At 62.8% G+C, this 20,236-nt stretch carries 16 protein-coding genes; 5 read left to right on the forward strand and 11 right to left on the reverse strand.

Annotated features, from left to right (window positions below):
• Positions 1–100 precede the first annotated feature (100 nt).
• The gene (locus DSC91_RS16900; RefSeq protein WP_115780022.1) at positions 101–790 is read right to left on the reverse strand and encodes a TetR family transcriptional regulator; all 690 of its coding nucleotides are present in this window, start codon (positions 788–790) and stop codon (positions 101–103) included.
• Between the two features lie 146 nt (positions 791–936).
• Between DSC91_RS16900 and DSC91_RS16905 the strand changes: the two genes are divergently transcribed.
• Positions 937–2,427, forward strand: coding sequence for a flavin-containing monooxygenase (locus DSC91_RS16905; RefSeq protein ID WP_115780023.1), 1,491 nt, complete (start codon positions 937–939; stop codon positions 2,425–2,427).
• An 87-nt stretch (positions 2,428–2,514) separates the two neighbouring features.
• Positions 2,515–3,504 carry an alpha/beta fold hydrolase gene (locus tag DSC91_RS16910; protein WP_115780024.1) on the forward strand — a complete coding sequence of 330 codons (990 nt, stop codon included), beginning with the start codon at positions 2,515–2,517 and terminating at the stop codon, positions 3,502–3,504.
• A gap of 54 nt (positions 3,505–3,558) precedes the next feature.
• On the opposite strand, the gene DSC91_RS16915 is transcribed toward DSC91_RS16910, so the two are convergent.
• Positions 3,559–4,242 carry a hypothetical protein gene (locus tag DSC91_RS16915; protein ID WP_115780025.1) on the reverse strand — a complete coding sequence of 228 codons (684 nt, stop codon included), beginning with the start codon at positions 4,240–4,242 and terminating at the stop codon, positions 3,559–3,561.
• On the reverse strand, positions 4,239–5,645 hold the full coding sequence (locus DSC91_RS16920) for a selenium-binding protein SBP56-related protein (RefSeq protein ID WP_115780026.1): 1,407 nt from the start codon (positions 5,643–5,645) through the stop codon (positions 4,239–4,241). The genes DSC91_RS16915 and DSC91_RS16920 overlap by 4 nt, the downstream gene beginning before the upstream one ends.
• Positions 5,646–6,372: 727 nt before the next feature.
• Here DSC91_RS16920 and DSC91_RS16930 point away from each other — a divergent pair.
• Positions 6,373–7,776, forward strand: coding sequence for a methyl-accepting chemotaxis protein (locus DSC91_RS16930; RefSeq protein WP_115780028.1), 1,404 nt, complete (start codon positions 6,373–6,375; stop codon positions 7,774–7,776).
• 736 nt (positions 7,777–8,512) lie between these two features.
• Here DSC91_RS16930 and DSC91_RS16935 read toward each other — a convergent pair.
• From DSC91_RS16935 to DSC91_RS16950, 4 genes are all read right to left on the reverse strand, one after another.
• Positions 8,513–9,331, reverse strand: a complete 819-nt coding sequence (locus DSC91_RS16935) for an ABC transporter permease subunit (RefSeq protein ID WP_115780029.1) — start codon at positions 9,329–9,331, stop codon at positions 8,513–8,515.
• Complete coding sequence (locus DSC91_RS16940) at positions 9,331–10,260, reverse strand: ABC transporter permease subunit (protein WP_115780030.1); 930 nt, start codon at positions 10,258–10,260, stop codon at positions 9,331–9,333. The genes DSC91_RS16935 and DSC91_RS16940 overlap by 1 nt, the downstream gene beginning before the upstream one ends.
• Positions 10,257–11,423, reverse strand: a complete 1,167-nt coding sequence (locus DSC91_RS16945) for an ABC transporter ATP-binding protein (RefSeq protein ID WP_162831527.1) — start codon at positions 11,421–11,423, stop codon at positions 10,257–10,259. The genes DSC91_RS16940 and DSC91_RS16945 overlap by 4 nt, the downstream gene beginning before the upstream one ends.
• A gap of 92 nt (positions 11,424–11,515) precedes the next feature.
• Complete coding sequence (locus tag DSC91_RS16950) at positions 11,516–12,616, reverse strand: polyamine ABC transporter substrate-binding protein (protein ID WP_115780031.1); 1,101 nt, start codon at positions 12,614–12,616, stop codon at positions 11,516–11,518.
• Between the two features lie 532 nt (positions 12,617–13,148).
• Between DSC91_RS16950 and DSC91_RS16955 the strand changes: the two genes are divergently transcribed.
• A complete protein-coding gene (locus DSC91_RS16955; RefSeq protein ID WP_115780032.1) occupies positions 13,149–14,453 on the forward strand; it encodes an Nramp family divalent metal transporter in 1,305 nt (434 codons plus the stop codon).
• 302 nt (positions 14,454–14,755) lie between these two features.
• On the forward strand, positions 14,756–14,959 hold the full coding sequence (locus DSC91_RS16960) for a DUF1289 domain-containing protein (RefSeq protein WP_115780033.1): 204 nt from the start codon (positions 14,756–14,758) through the stop codon (positions 14,957–14,959).
• 136 nt (positions 14,960–15,095) lie between these two features.
• On the opposite strand, the gene DSC91_RS16965 is transcribed toward DSC91_RS16960, so the two are convergent.
• From DSC91_RS16965 to DSC91_RS16980, 4 genes are all read right to left on the reverse strand, one after another.
• Positions 15,096–15,752: an OmpW/AlkL family protein gene (locus DSC91_RS16965; RefSeq protein ID WP_115780034.1), complete on the reverse strand. Its 657-nt coding sequence runs from the start codon at positions 15,750–15,752 to the stop codon at positions 15,096–15,098.
• 70 nt (positions 15,753–15,822) lie between these two features.
• Complete coding sequence (locus DSC91_RS16970; protein ID WP_115780035.1) at positions 15,823–17,013, reverse strand: NAD(P)H-dependent flavin oxidoreductase; 1,191 nt, start codon at positions 17,011–17,013, stop codon at positions 15,823–15,825.
• Positions 17,014–17,325: 312 nt separating this feature from the next.
• Positions 17,326–18,918 (reverse strand): ABC-F family ATPase, encoded by a 1,593-nt coding sequence (locus tag DSC91_RS16975; protein ID WP_115780036.1) that lies wholly within the window; start codon positions 18,916–18,918, stop codon positions 17,326–17,328.
• 171 nt (positions 18,919–19,089) lie between these two features.
• Positions 19,090–20,052 (reverse strand): NAD(P)-dependent oxidoreductase, encoded by a 963-nt coding sequence (locus DSC91_RS16980; RefSeq protein ID WP_115780037.1) that lies wholly within the window; start codon positions 20,050–20,052, stop codon positions 19,090–19,092.
• Between the last annotated feature and the right edge of the window lie 184 nt (positions 20,053–20,236).

The following is a 20,236-nucleotide window of genomic DNA, read 5'->3' on the forward strand; positions in this document are numbered from 1 at the left end:
AACATCGCGCTACGCGAGATGCAGTCGATCAAACGCCAATCAAGCACGCTGCAACGAAAACAGGCTCCTGCAGGGAGCCTGTTTTTTTATGTCGACTCCTTTACGCGTCCAGTGGCGCACGCGCCCTCGCCGGCTCGTGTTGCGCCAGCAGCACCGAACCCGCGAACAGCCGGACGATGAAACGCTCCGCATACGCGACCAGCGCCTCGCGGCGCGCGGCATCGCCATCGATGTACTCCGCCGACAGATGAAACAGCTGCAGCACAATCTGCGTGCAGACTTCGTCGACGGTTGCGCGGGCGAGCGTCGGCATCAGTTCCAGTTGCAAGACGTCGTCCGCCATTTCCGCCGACACCTCGTGGAGGTTCGCCCGCACCGCTTCGCGCAGCGCCGGCGACGTGCCGTGATATTCGGCCAGCGCGCTCAGAAATGCCTCGCGATTCTCCAACGCAAACGCAAAGAACGCGATGCACGCGCGACGCGGTACGCTCTCCGGTTCGTCGTGCGCGGCCAGCCAGCGCTCGCGCCGCAGCATCGGCCGCAAGCGGCGGCTCACCGATTCGACCGCCTCGCGCGCCAGCGCGTCGAGCGTGTCGAAATGGCGGTAGAACGTATTGGGATTCAGCCCCGCCTCGCGCGCCAGTTCGCGCAGGCCGAGGCTTGCGAAGCTGCGCCCGCCCGCGGTCAGACGCAACGCGGCTTCGATCAGCTTGCGCTTGCCGGGCGGCAGGTCCTGCCCGGCAACAACGCCTTGGTCGGCGGCGAGCGCCGCTTCGGGTGCGGGTTTCATGAGCTTTCAGTCGGAGCACGGTTCGCGCGTTTAATAGTCGTACTCTAAACGATCTTGACGCGAAGTGTACAGTTGTCTACCCTGCGCGTTATGCAAGTGTAGACATATGTAGACACCCGAATTTTGCCTACCTCCGGAGACCCGCCGTGACGTCTGCTTCATCCGCCCAACCCGCGTCGCCACGCATTGCCATTGTCGGCAGCGGATTTGCGGGCATCGGCATGGCAGTCCGCCTTCAGCAGATGGGCATCACGTCGTTCACGATTTACGAGGCGGCCGGCGACGTTGGCGGCACGTGGCGCGACAACACCTATCCCGGCGCGGCCTGCGATGTGCCTTCGCATCTGTATTCGTTTTCGTTCGAGCCGAATCCGGCGTGGTCGCGTGCGTTCAGCAGCCAGGCGGAGATCCTCGCTTACCTCAAGCATTGCGCGCGCAAATACGGTGTCGATCGTTATGTTCGTTGCAACGCGCGCGTGGTCTCGGCGCGTTTCGATGAAGCGCGGCAGGCATGGCAGGTCGAGATCGTTTCGAACGGCACGCGCGAAAGCATCGAGGCCGATGTCGTGATCGCCGCGAGCGGTCCGCTATCGCGGCCGGCCATGCCGCGGATCGCCGGGCTCGAGCGCTTCGAAGGCAAGCTGTTTCATTCCGCGCGCTGGGACCACGATTATCCACTTGAAGGCAAGCGCGTCGCGGTGATCGGTACCGGCGCCAGCGCGATCCAGTTCGTGCCGCAGATCCAGCCGCGCGTCGCGCAACTCGACGTGTTCCAGCGCACCGCACCGTGGATCATGCCCAAGCCCAACAAGCCGGTCGGCCCGCGCGCGCATTGGCTGTTCCGTCACCTGCCGTTTACACAGCGCTTCGTGCGCAACGCGATCTACTGGCAGCTCGAATCGCGTGCGATTGCGTTCGTCGTCAATCCGAAGCTGATGAAGCTGCCGATGAAATTCGGCATGAGCTACCTCGAACGGCGCGTCAAGGACCCGGCGCTGCGCGCCAAGCTGACGCCGAACTACCGGCTCGGCTGCAAGCGCGTGCTGCTGTCGAGCGATTACTATCCGGCGCTCAACCAGCCGAACGTCGATCTGGTGACAACCGGCATCCGCGAAATCGTCGCCGACGGCATCGTCACCGACGACGGCACGCATCACCCGGCGGACGCGATCATCTGCGGCACGGGCTTTCAGGTCAACGACGTGGGTGCGCCATTCGACGTGACCGGTCTCGCCGGTGCCGACCTCGGCGCGATGTGGCTCCGCGACGGGCCGGAGGCCTACCTGGGCACCAGCGTCGCCGACTTCCCGAACTTCTTCATGATCGTCGGTCCGAACACCGGGCTCGGTCACAACTCGATCATCTACATGATCGAGTCGCAAGTGCAGTACATCGCCGATTGCCTGCGCGTGTTGCGCCGACGCAAGGCGCGCACGATGAACCTGCGAGCCGACGTCCAGCGCGACTTCAATGCGCGTCTGCAGAAAGAGATGCGGCACTCCGTGTGGGCCAGTGGCTGCCATAGCTGGTATCAGACGAAGAGCGGCAAGGTCACGACGCAGTGGCCGGGCTTCACATTCAGCTTTCGCAAACGCACGCGGCGAGTGCGGCCGCACGATTATCGCTTCGCACCTTGAAGCGGCATGCGGCGGCTGAGGGCGTCGCTCGCGGTGTGGAAGTGGATGCCGAAACAATCTAACTCGAACTAAAGGGAGACAACAACAATGGCAAGCATCGAATCCGCAACGCCCGCCTCGACAGCGCCACTGCGGCCCCGCTCGCTCGCCGCGCGCCTCGGCATCACCAGCGTGCCACGCGCCGAATTGCAGCGGCGCTACACGCAAAGCGGCTCGAAGTTCGTCAGGATCATGGGCGCCGACGTGCACTACGTCGACGAAGGCAGCGGCGACACGATCGTGATGATTCACGGTTTCGCTTCGTCGTTGCATACGTGGAATCGCGTCGCCGACGAACTCAAGCGCGAGCATCGCGTGATCCGTCTCGATCTGCCGCCGTTCGGCGTGACCGGGCCGTTGCGTTCGAGCGCAGGCGAAATCGAAACGATGAACCTGCCCACCTACCGGCGATTCATCGACACGTTCATGCAGGCACTCGGCATCTCGCGAGCGACGCTGATCGGCAATTCGCTCGGCGGACTGATTTCGTGGGATTACGCGGTGCGCCATCGCGAGGCCGTCGAACGGCTCGTGTTGATCGACTCGGCCGGTTTTCCGATGAAGCTGCCGATTTACATCGGCCTCTTCAATAGCGCGCTGGTGCGGATCAGTTCGCCGTGGTGGCTGCCGGACGCGATTATCAAGGGCGCGGTGCGCAACGTGTACGGCGATCCGCGCAAGATCGATGCAGTGACGCTGCGGCGCTACGTCGAATTCTTCCACGGTGAAGGCACGCGCACGGCGATCGGCAAGATGGTGCCGACGCTCGACTTCAAGGACGTCGACACCGACGTGCTGAAGACGCTGAAGGTGCCGTCGCTGGTGCTGTGGGGAGCGAAGGATCGCTGGATTCCGACCGCGCACGCGGCCGAGTTCGCGAGCCGTATTCCTGGCGCGAAATCGGTGATGTACGCGGGACTCGGTCACATTCCAATGGAAGAAGCACCCGAGCGTGTGATGACCGATCTGCGCGCGTTTCTCGACACGAGCGCCGCGATTGGACCAGTAACGGCAAGCGCGGCGCACGTCGCCCGCTGATTCATACGGACCCGGCGCGCCGCGCTGCCGCGTGGCGCAGCAAGCCAACGGCCATCACCCCTCGCCGCCTGGTACCGCTGTGTTGAACACCAATGAAAGCGTGCCCACCAGGATGAGGCTCGCGGCCCACACCGCGTCCAGATTGAACCAGCTCCGCGACACGAACTTCAGCCCCAGGTAGCGGTAGACCAACCAGGCGAGGAGTCCGCCAACCGCGATCATGGCGGCGGCATGGACCCCGGAGACGAGCAGCGCCATGCCCAGATTGGCGTCGATCAGGGCCTGCGCGGCCCGATGCCCTTGATCCATGTCGTAGGACCGGCAAAGGCCGAGGTAGATCGGTACGAGCATCAGTCCCGCGCCGTGCGCGATGGCAACGGCGAAGGACCAGAGCGCGAGCCGCGATGGTGGGATCCGCGCGAGTACACGCGGATGGCGCCGCCAGATCAGAAGGAAGACACCGAAGCCGATGACCAGCACGCTCGCGCCGATCTGGATCTCGCGCTGCCAGGCGAGCAGGATCGCAAGCATGGCGAAGGGCGCCATCACCACGAACATGGCCAATACGTGCCCGGCCGCGAGGTACAAGAGCGCGGAGAATAGCGCCCGCGCGCGTTTGTCCATCAGTCCGCTCGAAACGGCGAGCGGCCATCCCATTGCCGGGTTGAGCCCGTGATAAAGGCCACTCGCCGCAACGGCCAGCCACAGGCCGGTCTGCGGCCAGCCGCCCCCGATCAAGTCCCCACCGACGGGTAGCAGAACGAATCGGTCGAGCAGTCGCCGCCTTCGAGCCGGATCTGATGAGCCCGGTATCCGTCGGGAAAGGCGACCCAATAGTCGTCGGCCAGCGCAAGTCCGCCACCAGGCTCAGCCCGGGCCATGACCTGTGCCGCGGGCACACCGTCCGGGTAGAACTGGTTGTCCCACGTCGAGTAGAGCGAGTTGGTCCAGTAGACCCGCTTTCCATCGCGGCTGATCTCGACCATCTGCGGACCACCCGCAAAGGTTTTGCCGTTCGGATGAGGCGTGCGCCGCACGATGCCGCCGATGTGGACCGATCCCGTGAGCTTCGGTTTCCGGGGTTCCGACACGTCGTACTGGCGCATCTCGCCGGTTCCCCAACAGGCGACGTACAGGAATCTGTCGTCGATGGCGAGATCGATATCGGTGACGAGCGGCGGCACCGCGCCGAATCCCTGAAGCAACGGTGGAAGCAATTCAGTGGCGGCGGGCTCGGGCGGAACGGTCGCGCTCTTCTCGATGTGAAACTTGCCGCCCTCCCGCCACCAGGTCCAGATCGACCCTTCAAGGTTCGTCGTGTCGACCACGACGCCGATGAAGCCGTATTCCCGGCTGGGATCGTGCGCCGGCCGCACTTCGAGCGCCATCTGGTGGTTGGCGCCGAGGTCGATCGTCTGCACGTTGCGCCTTGCCCGCAGATCCCAGAAGTGGATGCGGTGCCCATACTTGTTCGACAGAAGATCTTCCGGGACGATTCCGTTCTCGAATTGCGGCGGCAACGCCCACTCGCTCGACACCATGTAGTCGCGCGGCAGGTTCCACCAGAAGTCGTAGTGTTTCTCCTGCGGCCCGCGGTCGATCTCCCAGCGGCCGAGGACATCGAAAGTCTCGCAGTCCATGATGAAGATGCCCGGGGGGCCGTCCGTGCCGTCCTTGCCACCGCCACCGAGTGTGCTGACGTAGATGCCTTCGGGCCCGCAATGGACCGTGTGTGGACGCGAGTAGCCTGTCTTGCGGAAGATTTCCTCAGGTTCGATGATCTTATGGATTCGCGCCTGAGTTGGATGGGGCTTGGTGTCCACGATGTAGATGCGCGAGGTGCGCATTCCCGGAATGATCAGAAAGCGCCGCTCGAGGAAGGCGTGGCCGGTCAGCGGCGACAGTGACGACGAGCAGGCATTCCATCCGAAGTGGTGAAATTCGTCGCCCTTGTTCGGCACCGGCACGGTGTGAACCACCTGGCTGTAGGTCGGCGAGCCGGGCTTCACGTCGACGACGGCGAGCGCGTCGGGCTGCGAGAAATCGGGGCTGAGCAGCAACGTGTAGGCGAAGTCTTCCGCCGGCGCATCCATCGCGAGTTTCGGCGATGCGTGGAACGTAGGATCTGGGCGCATTCCCATGACAGGGCTCTCCTTGGTTATGGGGTTCGGAGTGCGAGACCTCCGAATAGTCACTAACCTTACCGGGGCACTGTTTTCAGATTAGGAATTCTCGTCAGTTTGTCAACGTTGCAGGCGAGAGGCCCGCCGCTTGCTGCACGCCTCAGGACCGAAGGGGTGAAAGGCAATCAAGACCAGGCGCCTCTCAGGACGTACTCTGCACGCGAGTGGCGATTGGTGGGTACTGGCCGACTGCGTCTGCCGAATGCCTCTGCCGAATGCCTTTGCCGAATGCTTGGCCCAACTCCTGTACGAAGCTCTGGATAAGCCGCCATTCATCGAGCATGGACCACCACGATGTTCAACCACCGCCGAGCAGACGCAGCAGGCCCCACAGGAATTTGCAGAGCATCACGATGAGCTCCCATAAGTGAGCGAGTTGCTGCCAGCCTGAGACGCGTGCGAGGGAGTCGATCATGATCCGCTGGTGAGAGGAAGGGCTGCGAGAAATGACCGGCACGGCCACTTGCGGCGCCACGCCTGTCTCAGGGCGGGTCGTCGCACGCGTGCCGCGTGCCGGGCCGCGCCGGCGCCGGCGCCCTGCCGGACCCGACATCATAACGACCGCGGGATACTCCGTATCAAGTTGTTCGCAAGTTTGCCGTCAATACCGCGAGAAGACGCGGCATCCGTGCTGGATGAGCGCACGAATTGACTCTGCTAACCGCGCCATCAAGGAGACACGACCATGACGCGTTTCAGCTTCCGCCGGACTGCCCGTTCGCAGACGGTGGTCGGCGATATTGCCGCACACGCCGGCAAACTGGGCATTGAGATCTGCGACGTATCGGGCCACGTCGAAGAAGTGGCCGCGCGCGTGCAGCACCAGGCGCAGGTATGCCGCGCGCTGCGCGAATCTGCTGCCGTGACGCTGGCGGGCAACCACCGCATCGCCACCGCTGCGCGCGCGATGCGCAACGTGTCGGCCGACGCTGCAACCAGCGTTCAGACGTCGCAGCAGACGCTGGAGGCGTCGCTGGCCGACATCCATGGGCTGGTGGAAGGCGTCACCGTGATCGAGAGCCAGATTGGCGCGCTGCGCAGCGCGTTGGCGCATGTCAGCCGCGTCTCCGAGGAGATTTCGCTGATCGCTCGCCAGACGCATTTGCTGGCGCTGAACGCCGCGATCGAAGCCGCGCGCGCCGGCGACTCCGGCAAGAGTTTCGCGGTGGTGGCCGCCGAGGTGAAGAACCTGTCGGCAAAGACCGCGCAGGCGACCGGCCAGATCGAGACCACGCTCGCGCAACTCACTCAGCAGACCGAGCAGTTGATCAGCGAAGGCTCGGTGAACACGGCACGCGCGCATCGGGTACGCGAAGGCACGCGCAAGATCGGCGACGTCGTGCATGCGACCGGCGATGCGATTACGCAGCTCAACGACGAGGCCGGGCAGATCGCCGCGTTGACCGGCGAGATCGAAACGCAATGCAACGGACTCGAGGCCCAGGTGCTGGAAATGGCGAGCGGCGTCGAGGATTCGAGCGAGAACTTCGTCCACGCGAAGGACCGGCTGGGGAATCTGCTCAGCGTGTCCGAGACGTTGATCGAACTGACCGCGGCCACGGGGGTCGAGACGACGGATACGCGGTTTATCGAAGCCGTGCAGCGGACCGCGGCTGCGGTGAGCAAGGTATTCGAAGCGGCCGTCGCCCGGGGCGATGTGTCGGTCGAGGACCTGTTCGATCAGCATTACGTACCGGTTCCGGGGAGCAATCCGGCTCAGTTCATTACACGGTTTACCGCTTTTACCGATCGGGTTTTGCCCGCTATTCAGGAGCCGTTGCTCGCGCTTGATCCACGCGTCGCGTTTTGTGCGGCTGTCGATGTGCGCGGGTATCTGCCTACGCATAATCTGAAATTTTCTTTGCCGCAGCGCGAGGATGTGGTCTGGAATATGGCGAATTGCCGGAATCGGCGGATGTTCGACGATCGGACCGGGATTGCGGCTGCTTCGCACGTCAAGAAATTCTTGCTGCAGACGTATCGCCGCGATATGGGCGGTGGGCAGTTTGTTTTGATGAAGGATGCGTCGGCGCCGGTGTTTGTTGCCGGGCGGCATTGGGGTGGGGTTCGGATTGGGTATAGGGTTTGATGTGGGTTTTTTGCCTGTGCGGCGGTTTTTTTCTGTGTTTCTGGCTTTTGTGCCTTTCCTTGAATTGCTAGTGGTCTATTAGCGTTCGCCCCTGTGCGGGGCAGGCACTTACTTCTCTTTGCCGCCGCAAAGAGAAGTAAGCAAGAGAAAGCGGCTCACACCGATCCTGCTAAGCGGGTCCCGCAGCTAGCATTGGGTAGTGGTGCATCTGGAATCCGTGCCCTTGCACCTTCACGCGCCAGTGACAAAGGGCTCATCAGCTCCCACTCCGCACTACGTGCGTCGCGGACGGGTCTGCATGGGAAACCAGCGGCTTCGTCTGGGTGCGGTGGGAGCCATCGGCTTCGCCTCGGCGACGCGCCAAAGCGATAGAGGCGAAATGCCAGGCCACTGCGCCGAAGGAGGCGTGAGCGCTAAAACACAGCAAAACGTGGCGGGTGGTTTTATGAAGTACGCTTCGGCGCGCGCAGCGCCGCCGGAAGTATGACGCCCTTGTCACACGCACAGGCAGGGGCACGAACACAGATTCCAGATGCACCACTACCCGTTGCAAACCACGGTGCCCGCTTAGCATGATCGGTGTGAGCCGCTTTCTCTTGCTTACTTCTCTTTGCGGCGGCAAAGAGAAGTAAGTGCCCGCCCCGCACAGGGGCGAACGCTAATAGACCACTAACAATTCAAGGAAAGGCACAAAAGCCAGAAACACAGAAAAAAACCGCCGATCAGGCCCACCCCCTTATACAGCCATCACAGCCCTCTTCCTCTCAGCCCGCTGCATAAAATAGTTACCCAAAACAACCCCAACGGTAACAACAGCAATAAACAACGTAGCCAGCGCATTCATTTCAGGATTCAACCCAAGCCGAACACGCGAGAAAACAACCAGCGGCAACGTCGTCGACCCAGGCCCCGACAAAAACGCCGACAAAACCAGATCGTCGATCGACAAGGTAAACGACAACAGCCACCCAGAAACAAGCGCCTGCGAAATCAACGGCAACGTAATGAAGAAAAACACCTTCAACGGCGTCGCCCCAAGATCCAGCGCGGCCTCCTCAAGCGAAGGATTCAACTCCTTCACACGCGACTGCACGATAATGGCCACATAAGAAATACACAACATCACGTGACCGATCCAGATCGTGAAAATGCCACGCCCGGCGGGCCATCCCAGCCACTTCGCCATTTCGATGAACAACAGCAGCAGCGAAATCCCCTGAATCACCTCGGGAATCACCAGCGGCGCATTGATCATGCCGGTGTAGAGAGTAAAGCCGCGAAACCGCCCCATCCGGGCCAAAACAAACCCGGCCCACGTTCCGATAATCACCGAGGCAAACGCCGTCAGCAACGCCACGCGCAACGACAACCACGCCGCAGCGATCAACTCGCCGTCCTGCAACAAGGCCGCATACCAACGCGTGGAAAACCGCGTCCACACCGTGACCAGTTGCGATTCGTTGAACGAATACACAACCAGACTCACGATCGGAACATAGAGAAACAGAAACCCGATCCCCAAGGCAATGATCTGAAAAATCCGGTTCGGCTTCATCAGCGCCTTTCCTCCATCGCCTTCGCCTGCGCGTACTGGAAAAACGCCATCGGCACCAACAACAACAACACCATCGCGCACGTCACGGCGGACGCCATCGGCCAATCGGCATTGTCGAAGAACTCATTCCACATCACGCGGCCAATCATCAACGTGTTCGCGCCGCCCAGCAATTCCGGAATCACGTACTCGCCTACCGCGGGAATGAACACCAGCAAACACCCGGCAATGATGCCGTTCTTCGACAACGGCAAGGTGATCTGCCAGAACGCCCGCCACGGCTTCGCGCCGAGATCGTAGGCAGCCTCCAGCAACGTCATGTCCATCTTCACCAGATGCGCGTACAACGGCATCACGAGGAACGGCAGGTACGAATACACCATGCCGATATAAACCGCGGTGTTCGTGTGATACAGCTCGACCGGCGTATGGATCAGTCCGGTCGACATCAGGAAGTTGTTCAGCAAGCCATTGTTCTTCAGGATTCCGATCCATGCGTACACGCGAATCAGAAACGACGTCCAGAACGGCAGCATGACCGCCATCATCAGCAGATTGCGGCTCGCCGGATTCGATCGCGCAATGTAGTACGCCATCGGATAACCGATCAGCAAACACAGCAAGGTGGATATCGCCGCGACCACCACCGAATTCACATAGGTCGCGAAATACAGGCTGTCGGTCAGCAGAAACGCATAGTGCGACAGGTCCAGCGCGACGTGAACCACACCGTCCGTGTAGGTGGCGAGTTCCGTATAGGGCGGGATGCCGAGCTGCAAATCCGCGAAACTGATCTTCACGACCAGCAGGAACGGCACGAGGAAAAACAGCAGCAGCCAGACGAACGGCCCGGCCACCACCGCGGTGCGGGCGTTCAGGTTGAAACGGCGCACCGGCCACGACGCGAGAGCATTGATCGAGCGCTTCATGACGTCAGCACCACGCCGGCCGATGCGCTCCAGCGCACATACACTTCGTCGCCCCATGTCGGCGGATCGATCTCCGTCAAGGCGAGGCTCGTCACGTTGGCGATCACCGTTTTGCCGGCGTCGAGCTTCACGTGATACAGCGAATAGCCGCCCATGTAGGCGATATTCGTGACGACGCCCTTGCCCCAGTTGTACGTGCCCTCCGGCGGCTTGCGCGTAAGCGCGATGCGTTCGGGCCGCACCGAGATCGTCACCGGCATGCCGAGCGGCCCGGTGATGCCGTGGCTCACGTAAAGACGAACCGGCAGATCGGGCGTTTCGATAAACACGTGATCGGGCTCGTCTTCGACGACGTTGCCGTCGAACAGATTGGTCGAGCCGATGAACTCGGCCGAAAAGCGGCTGTTCGGATATTCGTACACTTCATGCGGCGTGCCGAGCTGGACGATCTCGCCTTCGCTCATCACGGCAAGGCGGTCCGCCATCGTCATCGCCTCTTCCTGGTCGTGCGTCACCATCATGCAGGTCACGCCGACCTTGTCGAGAATGTTGACCAGTTCGATCTGCGTGCGCTGACGGATCTGTTTGTCGAGCGCGGACATCGGCTCGTCGAGCAACAACAGCTTCGGCCGCTTGACGAGCGAGCGCGCAAGCGCCACACGCTGCTGCTGGCCGCCGGAGAGCTGATGCGGCTTGCGCTTCGCAAAGCGGCCCATCTGCACGAGATCGAGCGCGGTCTGCACGCGGTCTTTCAGTTCGGATTTCGGCACGCCTTCCTGCTTCAGGCCGAAGCCGACGTTGGCCTCGACCGTCATGTGCGGAAACAGTGCGTACGACTGGAACATCATGTTGACCGGCCGGCGATAAGGCGGCAATTGCGCGAGGTCTTCGCCGTCGATCAGGATCTTGCCCGACGTAATCGATTCAAGGCCGGCCAGCATGCGCAGCAAGGTCGATTTGCCGCAGCCGGAACTGCCGAGCAGCGCAAAGAGCTCACCCTTCCTTACCGACAGGTTGACCCCTTTGACCGCCGCGGTCTCGCCGAACTTCTTCACGATGTCGACGATCTGGACGAAATTCTCTGCGGCGCCCCCTGCTTCGGCGTTCAGGCCCGGGGACGGCACGGCGGCCCCTGCCAGCGCGCCCGACTGGTCACTACTCATCACAATGCGTTACTCCGGCGTTTGACGAACAAAGCCCCCGGTGGACACCGAGGGCTTCATGATGATGCTTACCCGTTCACTCTGGCCGCGAATCAGCGGCCGGACTTGAATTCAGTCCACAGCCGCGTTTGCAGCCGCTGGATTTCCGGCGGCAGCGGCTTCAACAGGAACAGCGTCTTGATGACTTCAGGCGACGGGTACACGGCCGGGTCGTTCGCCACGTCCTTGTCCACGTACTTGCGCGCTTCGAGGTTGGCGCTCGGGTAGTAGACGGCGTTGGTGATCGCGGCGTGAACCTGCGGCGTTTCGATGTAGTTGATCCATTCGAGCGCAGCTTCCTTGTTCTTCGCGTCCTTCGGAATCGCCATCACGTCGAACCACACCGGAGCGCCGCCCTTCGGAATGTAGTACTCGACCTTGTAGGCCTTCTTCGCCTCGATCGCGCGATGCTTGGCGATCACGACGTCGCCCGACCAGCCGTACGCGAAGCACACGTCGCCGCCGACCAGATCGTTGATATAGCCCGACGAGTTGAACTGCGTGATGTACGGGCGGATCTTCTTCATCATCGCGAGCGCGGCGCGGTAGTCGGCCGGGTTCGTGCTCATCGGATCCTTGCCGATGTAGTGAAGCGCGGCGGCGAACATCTGGTCAGGCGCGTCGAGCACGGACACGCCGCAGGCCTTCAGCTTCGAAATGTTCTCCGGCTTGAAGAGCACGTCCCAGTTGTCGAGCGGCACGTTCTTGCCGAGGATCTGCTGCGCCTTGGTGACGTTGTAGCCGAGGCCGGTCGTGCCGTATGCCCAGGGTACCGTGAACTTGTTGCCCGGATCGGCGCCGGCCACGAGAGCCATCAGCGACGGATCGAGGTACTTCAGGTTCGGCAGCTTCGATTTGTCGAGCGGCGCGAAGATGCCTGCGGCGATCTGCTTGCCGGCGTAGTTGCTGGTCGGCACGACAATGTCGTAGCCGGAATTGCCGGTAAGGAGCTTGGCTTGCAGCGTGTCGTCGCTGTCGTAGTTGTCGTATTTGACCTGGACACCGGACTGCTTGGTGAAGTTCGGAATGGTGTCCTTGGCGATGTAATCGGACCAGTTATACACGTTAAGCTGCGTGTCTTTCGCAGCAGCCGTCAACCACGGTGTCGCGCACAGAACCAGTGCCGCCACTTGTCCCACTACCCGTCTTTTCATTCCGTTCTCCGATCCTGACCGGCCCAAGCCGGCTATCTTCACCACGCCGCGGCACAGCGCACACGGCTCCCCTGAAAAATCCGAAAACTACCATTAATTATTGCGCGCACCAAAAAAAATGCCAGGGTGTCGCGCAAACGGTACAGCGTAAGCCGCACCGCCACAAAATGGCCGCAATTTTAGCGGGTTATCGGCGCGTGTCTACCCGGAAAAAAACACCAGTGACGGCCCAACTGTTATCTCGTTGTCAACTTGCGGCGGCGGCGCCCTACCTGGTTCGCATCAGGGCGGCAGCCAGGGGCCGCTTTCCATGGATCTTATGCCTTACGGTTAACCTCGATGCGACCGTAAGTACGACAGTAAGTACGACCATAAGCCGCCCGTCGCGACACGGTGCACAATAGGGCGGAGAGACTCGAAGACGGCGCGGCGCGAACCACGCGGGCGTGCCTTGGCCTCACTGCGTCGCGTGCCGGAATTGCTACGGGCACGTCACTTGCGAGCGGGTGCAGTCTTAACCCTCCGGGCATCGATGAACACGAATCCGTCCGCGTTGCGACCGAACCGCCGCCGGCGTCTGCCGGGAGGCGGGCCGGCACGCCCCGCGCACTGGTTTTCGTTCGTCGGCGCCGGGGCGCTGATCGCGGTCGGCTATATCGACCCGGGCAACTGGGCGACGGCGCTCGGCGCCGGCGCGGGTTACGGCTATCGGCTGCTGAGCATGGTGCTGCTGGCAAGCCTGATGGCGATGCTGCTGCAGTGGCTGTCGTCACGGCTAGGCGTCGTGACGGGACGCGACCTTGCTCGGATCTGCCGCGAGCGCTCGAGCCCCCGCACCACGCTCTTCCTGTGGCTCACGAGTGAAGTCGCGATCATCGCGTGCGACGTCGCCGAGGTGGTCGGCAGCGCCGTGGCGCTGCAACTGCTGCTGGGCGTGTCGCTGACGGTCGGCGTGCTGATGTCGGCAGTCTGCACCTTCGCGCTGCTGGCGCTCCGGCAGAAAGGCGGCCGCAAGCTCGAGGCGGTGATCGCGGCGCTGATCGGCCTGGTCGGCCTGTGCTTCGTCGTCGAACTGGCGCTGGCGCGGCCCGACTGGCACGCCGCGCTGGCCGGCACCGCGCCGAGCCTCGATCTGCTGCGCCACGTGGGCATGGTGTGGCTGGCGGCGGGCATCGTCGGCGCGACGGTGATGCCGCATAACCTGTATCTGCACTCCGCGCTCGTCAAGCACCACGCACCGGAAGGCAGCGACGCCCAGATCAAGGCCGCGTTGCAGGTCGTGAATCTGGACACCTTCGCTTCGCTGTCGTTTGCGTTCGTGATCAACGCGGCGCTGCTGATCGTGGCGGCCGCGGTGTTCTACGCGAGCGGCCATCGCGACGTCACCGATCTCGCCGACGCCCACCGGCTGATCGCCCCGCTGCTCGGCACGCACTGGGCCGGGATTCTGTTCGCGGCGGCGCTGCTTGCATGCGGCCTGAGCGCGACCGTCACGGGCACGCTGGCCGGCCAGACGGTCATGGAAGGCTTTCTGCACCTGCGGCTGCCGCGCTGGAAGCGCGCGCTGCTCACCCGGGCGCTGGCGATCGGGCCTGCCCTCCTCGCCGTCGCGCTGTTCGGCCAGCACGGCTCCAATCAACTGCTGGTGGCAAGCCAGGTGGTGCTGAGCCTGCAATTGCCGCTCGCGGTCGTGCCGCTGATCCGCTACACGTCGGACGCCGGCCTGATGCGCGGCTGGCAGGTGCGCGGCGTGCCGCTTGTGCTGGCCTGGCTGTCGGCGGCGTTCATCGTCGTGCTCAACGGTGCACTGTTGTGGCAGGTGGCGTTCGGCGCGTAAGGCAGGCTTGTTCGATCCATGTGCGACCGAAGTGATTTTGTAAGCATGGTCCAATCACCTCGCCCAATACGGCGGCCTGAACTGCTGGCCACTCGGCTACAACAACCGGCAGCAGGCAGCACCGGATGGCGCGAATCGGATACCGCACGGCGCGCCGACGCGCCGAATTCGAATCGGGGCGAAGGCGGCAGTGGATACTGCCAACCGTGCATGCATCCGTGCCATGGCGAGCACGACGCCGGGGCGCAATCGCAGCATCGGTTAACATAGCGGAACTTTGCTTCCCCGCCCCAAGGTTTCCGATGGCTTCGAATCTCCACGATCTTCCCGACAGCCCGTGCATCGGTGTCTGTTCCACGCTTTTCGACGAGGTCTGCAAAGGCTGCGGCCGCACCGCCACCGAAGTGTCCAACTGGGTGTTCCTGAGCGACGAGGAAAAACGCGCGGTATGGGTGCGCATCGAGCAGGACGGCACCGCCATGCGCTTCAAGAACGACCACCTGTAGCCGCCGCGCGCCACGGCCGCCCGCTTCGGGCCTCCTGCCGGAAAGCCCGCCTCCCGTTAGCGATCGGGGTTCCAACAAAAAACGCCGGACATTCCGGCGTTTTTGCATGACGTGCGCACCTTCTCGAGCGCCGCGATCAGAAGCGCATGCCGACACCCAAACCGACCACCACCGGATCGATATTCAGCCGGCCGAGCGACTGACCGCCGAGCGTTGCGTCCGTGTGCATCCAGATCTTCTTGATGTCCGCGTTGACGAATAGCGACTTGCTCACCTGCACGTCCACGCCCGCCTGCAACGCGGGGCCGAAACTGTGGTTGGTGATGGAGATCGGCTGACCGCCTGCGTTCAGGCCGTTGTTATAGAACAACGTGTAGTTCAGACCCGCGCCGACGTACGGACGGACACGTCCCGCGTGATTGAAGTGATATTGCAGCAGCAGCGTGGGCGGCAACACGTTCACGCCACCGAGATTGCCGAGGTTCGACGTCAACTGATGGCGCGATGTGCCGAGAATCAGCTCGACGCCGAGATAGTCGCGGATCATGTAGGTCAGATCCAGCTCCGGCACGATGGCGTTGTTGACGCCCACATTGAGCGCCGACAGCGACTGGCTGGTCTTCACGTCCGGCATGATGCTGATTGCGCGCAGACGCACCAGTACGTCGCCGGCGTGAATGCCGCTCATCTGATCGTCGCCGGCAGCCTGCGCCGGCGAAGCCAGTGCGCCCGCGCCTAGCAGGCACCATGCGACGGCGGCGGCCTTGATTCTGTTCCTGAGCGAGTGCTTCATATGCTTCCCCGAGTGTTTGTTTGCGTGCGGGGATTGTCGAAGGTCCCGTCAGGCTTCGGGTTGACCCGCATCAACCGAGCGAGAACGTCCATCGCGCTGCGACAGCGGGTCGCGTCGCGCCGGTCAGGAGCAGTTCGATCAGGTCGTGGACGCTGCGGATGGCCGTGCCGAACGGCAAGGCTTCGCGGCCGCGAAAGAACAGACCGTTGGCCACGTCGCCGCGCAATGCCGCGGCGAGTCGCGTGTCGATGCAGAAGTGGCCGAACTTCTCGACGCCGTCGCGCCAACCGCAAACACTGAGGCATTCGAGCGCGGTCGGACAAACATGTTTGAGCGCGCCGATCTTCTCGCGGATTTTCGTTTCGTGGCGCAGATAGCGCATCAGCCACGGCGTTTTCACGGCTCGCGCGGGCAGCCCCGTCACGCTGACAAATTCGACGATGTCCTCAGGCGTCGCTTCGGCCAGCACGCGCTTGAAGTTCGGATGCGCGTCGCCTTCTTCGGTCACGGCGAATGGCGTGCCGAGCTGCACGCCGCCGGCGCCGGCGCTCAGCAGTTCGCGCACGGCTTCGTGACTATTGATGCCGCCCGCAACGATCAGGGGCACGTCTTTACGACTCAAGCCGAGCGACGCAAATACCGCATCGAGTTCTTCGAGTACGCGCAGGAAATCGAAGCGCGGGTCGTGCAGGTCGGCGAGGTTGCTCACGCCGAGATGACCGCCTGCGTGGGCCGGATGCTCGATCACGACGGCGTCGGGCAAACGGCCTTTTTTCATCCACTTCTTCAGCACCAGCGAGACGCCGCGGCTATCGGACAGGATCGGAATCAGCGCGACGTCGTGGCCCTGGGTCATGTCAGGCAAATCGAGCGGCAAGCCCGCGCCCATGACAATCGCATCGGCGCCGCTTTCGCAGGCGACGCGCACGTACTCCGCTTGCGCGTTGACGGCCTTCATCACGTTGACGGCAATCATGCCGCGGCCTTCGCCAAGTGCCTTGGCGGCGGCGATTTCACGCGCCAGTGCGATGAGGTTCGCCTGCTCGAGCGTGGCCCGATCAGGGGATTGCCGGCAACGCTCGATCAGATCGCGGTGATGATGGCGCAGGTCGATGCTGGCGATGGTGCCGAGCGCGCCCTCGCGGGCGACGCTGCCGGCCAGCCGGTGGGCCGAGATGCCGACGCCCATGCCGCCTTGCACGATCGGAAGCAGCGCGCGGCCGCGGATAACGAGTGGAGGGAAAGAGTGAGAGGTGAGCATTGACGACCCGATGGGTGGACTATCGAAACGGTGATAATCGGGCGTCGAACGCGGCGCGCGTTGCTTTGGGTCAATGAAGCTGCTTGTCCGTTTATTTTTGATTCAGGCTGGTTGACGTTGGTCACTTCGCGGTGAGATTGATGGTTCTTGCGTTGAGACGCTTGCGGGTTTGCGGGTGTGGGTCGGCGGGCCTGCAGGCCTGTGGCATGCGGACGGACAAATCCGGTCGGATCGCGCGACGAGCGCCATGAAAAAAGCCCGCTTCGAAGAAGCGGGCTTTGCTTGACGGCTACACCACGAAACGGGCGGTGCTTATTGCACGCCCTGGCTCAGCAGGAAGTCTTCATAGTTGCCGCCGAAGTCGTTCAGCGTGCCGTTGGTCTTCACTTCGATGATCCGGTTCGCGAGGCCGCTCACGAATTCACGGTCGTGCGAGACGAAGATCAGCGTGCCTTCGAACTTGTCGAGCGCGATCTGCAGCGATTCGATCGACTCCATGTCCATGTGGTTGGTCGGCTCGTCCATCAGCAGCACGTTATGGCGGCCCAGCATCAGCTTGCCCCAGATCATGCGGCCCTTCTCGCCACCGGAGAGCACCTTGACCGACTTACGGATGTCGTCGGCATTGAACAGCAGACGGCCGAGCGTGCCGCGCACCATCTGCTCGTCGTCGCCTTCCTGGCGGTAGCCGTCGATCCAGTCCATCAGTGTGACGTCGTTCGGAAACTCTTCATACGTATCCTGCGGCATGTAACCGACGTTCGCGTTTTCAGCCCACTTCACCGTGCCGTGATCGAGCGTGAGTTTGCCGAGCAGCGAGCGCAGCAGCGTGGTCTTGCCCGCGCCGTTCTCGCCGATGATCGCGATACGCTCGCCCGGCTGCACGCTGATGCTGAAATCGTTGAAGATCTGGCGCTCGTACTTCTTCGAGATCCTCTCGGCCACCACTGCGATGTTATGCAGCTTCTTTTCGTACTCGAAGCGAATGAACGGATTCTGCCGCGACGACGGTTTGAATTCCTCGATCTTGATCTTGTCGATCATCTTCAGACGGCTGGTCGCCTGACGCGCCTTCGACTTGTTCGCCGAGAAGCGGCGCACGAAGTCCTGCAGGTCGGCGACACGTTCCTTCGCCTTGGCATTGGCGTTCTGCTGACGCTCGCGCGCCTGCGTGCTGGCCAGCATGTAGTCGTCGTAGTTGCCCGGATAGACCTTCAGCGTGCCGAAGTCCATGTCGGCCATGTGCGTGCAGACCTGGTTCAGAAAGTGACGATCGTGCGAGATGATGATCATCGTCGAGTTGTACTGGTTGAGCACGTCTTCCAGCCAACGGATCGAGTTGATGTCCAGGTTGTTGGTCGGTTCGTCCAGCAAGAGCACGTCCGGCTTCGAGAACAGCGCCTGCGCGAGCAGCACGCGCAGTTTCCAGCCCGGCGCGACGTTGCTCATCGGGCCATTGTGGTCCTCGATCGCGATGCCGATGCCGAGCAGCAGCTCGCCCGCGCGCGCTTCGGCGGTGTAGCCGTCGTACTCGGCGAACTTCGCCTCGAGTTCGGCGGCGTGCATGTAGTCGTCGTCGGTGGCGTCCGGATTCGCGTAGATCGCGTCGCGCTCGGTCATGGCGGCCCACATTTCCGTGTGGCCCATCATCACGACGTCGAGCACGCGCACGTCTTCGTACGCGAACTGATCCTGACGCAGCTTGCCGAGGCGGACGTTCGGTTCGAGCATCACGTTGCCGGAGCTCGGTTCCAGATCGCTACCCAGGATCTTCATGAAGGTGGATTTGCCGCAGCCGTTCGCACCGATCAGGCCGTAGCGGTTCCCTTCCCCGAATTTGACCGAGATGTTCTCGAAGAGGGGCTTTGGCCCGAATTGCATGGTGATATTGGCGGTAGACAGCACGGCGCGTCCTTTAAGGTGATATCGGCGAACAACCCAATATTTTAGCAGGTTATCGCGAATTCAACCCACGTGGGCACCGTGGTCGTGTGCATCGACGCCGCTATGGCGCCCGGTTCGCGCCTCCCCGCGTGCCTCCCCGCGTGGCTCCCCGCGTGGCTCCCCGCGTGCTTTCTAGCCGCCGCGCGGCGTCTGCAGAACGTCGATGAAGGCCGACAGATCGGCGTCGCCAAGTCCCATCGCCGCGCCGAGCCGCAGCAGTTGCTGGACCGTCGACGAAACCGGCATCGGCGTGCCGGTCTCGTACGCGGTCGCGGCAACCGTGTCGACGTCCTTCTGGAATGTGCGGAAGGCGCCGATCGGGGCGAGGCCGCTTTGCGTCATGCGCGGCACGAAGGTCTGCAGCAGCACCGAATCGGCCCAGCCGCCCGCAAGGCCTTCCGTCAGTTTGGCGGCGTCGATGCCGCTGCGTTGCGCGAGGCTCACCGCCTCGGCGATCGCCGCCAGGGTCGCGGTGACGATGGTTTGATTGCACAGTTTGGTGGTTTGCCCCGCGCCGACCTCGCCCATGTGCGTGACGCGGGCCGAATACGCACCGAGGAGCGGCCTGACCGCCTCGACGTCCGCTGTGGCGCCGCCCGCCATGATCGCCAGCGTGCCCGCCGTCGCGCCCGCGACGCCGCCGGATACGGGCGCGTCGATCCAGCCGATGCCTGCGCCTGTGCCTTCCGGCTGTCGCGCTCCCCCAGCCTCGCCCCTAGCCGCGATCGCGCCTTCCCCCGCAACTGAAGCCACCGCCGCCGCGCGCTGCGCGAACGCCCTCGTCGCGGCCGGCGGAATGCTCGAGTGATCGACGATCCAGCGCACGCGTCCCGGCACGCCGGTATTCGCACTCAGCAGTCCCTCCACACCGAACACCGTTTCTTCAACCGCCGCCGCATCCGCGACGCACAGCAGCACCGCCTCGCACCGCGAGGCCAGTTCGCGCGGCGTATCGACCACCCTGGCCCCGTCCGCCTGTAGCGCTTCCGCCTTGGCCCGCGTGCGATTCCAGACATGCACGGTATACCCCGCGCGCAGCAGATGCCGGATCATCGGCGCGCCCATCAAACCGGGACCGCAAAAACCAATTTCCACGTTCAAGCCTCGTCAGGTTTCGGATTGAGTTGCGCGGACATCATAACGGCCCCGCTTCGCCACGGCATATCGGGCACGCGATGTGCGGGATGACTCGCTCATTGACTCGATCACGTGCGAGACATGGAGGACGTCGGCGGCAATCCATTGCCTATACTTTTTTTGCACACCAACGAAGGTCAAA

This window comes from Paraburkholderia caffeinilytica, from assembly GCF_003368325.1.
In the GTDB taxonomy this organism is placed as follows: domain Bacteria; phylum Pseudomonadota; class Gammaproteobacteria; order Burkholderiales; family Burkholderiaceae; genus Paraburkholderia; species Paraburkholderia caffeinilytica.

Coding starts and splice junctions, on each gene's coding strand:
- DSC91_RS16900 (WP_115780022.1), bottom strand. CDS start 790: ATGAAACCCGCACCCGAAGCGGCGCTCGCCGCCGACCAAGGCGTTGTT.
- DSC91_RS16910 (WP_115780024.1), top strand. CDS start 2,515: ATGGCAAGCATCGAATCCGCAACGCCCGCCTCGACAGCGCCACTGCGG.
- DSC91_RS16920 (WP_115780026.1), bottom strand. CDS start 5,645: ATGGGAATGCGCCCAGATCCTACGTTCCACGCATCGCCGAAACTCGCG.
- DSC91_RS16930 (WP_115780028.1), top strand. CDS start 6,373: ATGACGCGTTTCAGCTTCCGCCGGACTGCCCGTTCGCAGACGGTGGTC.
- DSC91_RS16935 (WP_115780029.1), bottom strand. CDS start 9,331: ATGAAGCCGAACCGGATTTTTCAGATCATTGCCTTGGGGATCGGGTTT.
- DSC91_RS16940 (WP_115780030.1), bottom strand. CDS start 10,260: ATGAAGCGCTCGATCAATGCTCTCGCGTCGTGGCCGGTGCGCCGTTTC.
- DSC91_RS16945 (WP_162831527.1), bottom strand. CDS start 11,423: ATGAGTAGTGACCAGTCGGGCGCGCTGGCAGGGGCCGCCGTGCCGTCC.
- DSC91_RS16950 (WP_115780031.1), bottom strand. CDS start 12,616: ATGAAAAGACGGGTAGTGGGACAAGTGGCGGCACTGGTTCTGTGCGCG.
- DSC91_RS16955 (WP_115780032.1), top strand. CDS start 13,149: ATGAACACGAATCCGTCCGCGTTGCGACCGAACCGCCGCCGGCGTCTG.
- DSC91_RS16960 (WP_115780033.1), top strand. CDS start 14,756: ATGGCTTCGAATCTCCACGATCTTCCCGACAGCCCGTGCATCGGTGTC.
- DSC91_RS16965 (WP_115780034.1), bottom strand. CDS start 15,752: ATGAAGCACTCGCTCAGGAACAGAATCAAGGCCGCCGCCGTCGCATGG.
- DSC91_RS16970 (WP_115780035.1), bottom strand. CDS start 17,013: ATGCTCACCTCTCACTCTTTCCCTCCACTCGTTATCCGCGGCCGCGCG.